Consider the following 2,081-nt stretch of genomic DNA (forward strand, 5'->3'; position numbering starts at 1 on the left):
ATAGCGCGCTGCCAATCCTCAACTTCGTTTTTAATAGCATGGTCAAATAATGTTTTAAATAACTCAGTTATATTTTCAGATACAGCAATTGCATGCCGTGTTTTGTCATCTGTTTTAATAAAGTGGGCTTTGCACTCAATCACATTATTATCGCAATCTAAAATAAGCTGAGCTTCAAACCACGGCTCATCTATTTGCTGATAAAGGTACTGACCTAGGTGATGTGGGATGTTTTTAATGTCGGGTTGCATCTGCTTTCCTTAGCGTGTTATTGATTAGTCTTCAAAACCAATTGTTATCCAAGTATCAACTGTTGCCCACAGATCTATGTTCATAGTTGGTAGTTCATCAGCCCACCAAATTAAGGATTCTTCAAGGCCTTTAATACGATTAAAACAGATGTAACCTCCAGCGCCATTAGTAAAAATGCTTTTGAACTTGTTTAAGTCTATATCCACATCGTGCTCTTCTAATACTTCCCAGTCATACTCATCCAATAATTCTTGCTCATCAATTGGTAAAAGCCCCATTGAGTTTGAGACTAGGTAATTAAAGCCATTAAAGTGTGTGTAAAAATCTTTTAAATCATTCGGAAGTTGAGAGAAGCACTCTGTTAATTCTATATTTTTTGGATTTTTAGATTGATAATATAGAATTTGATTTCCTGACAAAGAGCGAATACCAAAAACTAAATGATACTCTTCAAAGTAATATGCTAAATTAATAGTTTCAAGTTGCTCTGCTAGGTATTCATAGGTAAGCTCTAAATCGTTACGGAATTTGCTAAATAAATTAATAGTTCGTTCAATTTTCGAGTCGTTTTCTTTAAATATTTCAGCCCATACCTCAGGTATTACTGCCGTTATATCGGCGGATAAAATTTTAGTGTCAATAACTTCAGGTTTGTCAAAATATTCGCCTAAAAATTTTTTTAATTCATTGTCCATTAAAAATTACCTTAAATTTATTTTACTAAAGTTTTTATCTTACTTTGAATGTCTAATTCTAATTGCGTCTCAAGTTTCATCATTCTTTCTCTGAATTCTGGGGATACTTTGATACCTCCTTTTTTATACTCAGTCCACTGTGAAAAGCTTTTTGAACCTTTAGAAGTGTTAGCCGTTTTACTTAGACCGATGAAGTTAATGGGGTCGTTGAGTACTTGCTTTTGTTGTTCTAATGTTAGCCTTTCAAAGCCATCCATTCTAGTTATTTTGTCCATTGGAACAACGTGATCGGCTTCTAAGCGCCCTATGACAATTAGCCCTGGCAACGCTTCATCTGGATAAGGTGGCTTTTTGTTCTTATTTACTTGATTTCTGATCTCAGGAGATGGTGTAGACCTTCTTAGCTTGGCATATAATTCAGGAGCTACTCGCCTATCCTTGTTATTATTCCTAGCCCCCTTCAAATCATTTCCTTTCGGCGCATCTAATTCATTCGCAACACTCTTTTTAGGTTTACCCACAATACCGGTGCTTTTCGGCGGCTCGAATTCATCGAGGGCTTTGTTTACGCGATTGCCAATCTCACTGGCTGCGTTTTTAACGCCTTGGTCTATTTTGGACGCTATTTCATCAAGCTGTTTAATCGTGGCTTGCATGCCGTCTATGGCTAGTTGTGGCAGCAGTAGGTCGTATTGCCAACTTGTTGATATTTCATGAATAGTAAACTGACTATTTAATAGCACTTTTACTCTTTAAGCGCAGCGCCTCTAGCCCTCTTTGTGAATAATTCACTTAAAATATTGTTTGCACAAAGAGAAAATAATGAGAAGTAAATGAGGGACCCAATTTGAAATACAGCCAAAGGCTAGGGCGCTAATCTTTTAAGGCTGTAGCGTCTAGCCAGCATCCATGTTGTTAAAAAACGGGTTAAATTAATACTTAACGTGTTGGAACAGCGGCGATTACTTCTTCATTATTATTATCGCGCTCAAAGTTTAAGTTAAATTGGCCTTGACGAGTGATAGTAAAAATAGCGCGCTGCCAATCCTCAACTTCGTTTTTAATAGCATGGTCAAATAATGTTTTAAATAACTCAGTTATATTTTCAGATACAGCAATTGCATGCCGTGTTTT

Annotated in this window: 4 protein-coding genes; all 4 read right to left on the minus strand. The window is 36.4% G+C overall.

All coding sequences use genetic code 11. The features are described 5' to 3' along the window. A partial coding sequence (locus H5090_RS20455) for a DUF600 domain-containing protein (protein ID WP_182696617.1) occupies positions 1–251 on the minus strand: 251 nt, incomplete at its 3' end. Positions 252–275: 24 nt separating this feature from the next. Further along, positions 276–947: an SMI1/KNR4 family protein gene (locus H5090_RS20460; protein ID WP_182693141.1), complete on the minus strand. Its 672-nt coding sequence runs from the start codon at positions 945–947 to the stop codon at positions 276–278. Positions 948–964: 17 nt separating this feature from the next. Continuing rightward, the gene (locus tag H5090_RS20965) at positions 965–1,690 is read right to left on the minus strand and encodes a hypothetical protein (RefSeq protein WP_310736323.1); all 726 of its coding nucleotides are present in this window, start codon (positions 1,688–1,690) and stop codon (positions 965–967) included. A 196-nt stretch (positions 1,691–1,886) separates the two neighbouring features. Then, a partial coding sequence (locus tag H5090_RS20475) for an immunity protein YezG family protein (RefSeq protein WP_182696618.1) occupies positions 1,887–2,081 on the minus strand: 195 nt, incomplete at its 5' end.

Source organism: Pseudoalteromonas sp. SR43-5 (genome assembly GCF_014163835.1).
In the GTDB taxonomy this organism is placed as follows: domain Bacteria; phylum Pseudomonadota; class Gammaproteobacteria; order Enterobacterales; family Alteromonadaceae; genus Pseudoalteromonas; species Pseudoalteromonas distincta.

Coding starts and splice junctions, on each gene's coding strand:
- H5090_RS20460 (WP_182693141.1), bottom strand. CDS start 947: ATGGACAATGAATTAAAAAAATTTTTAGGCGAATATTTTGACAAACCT.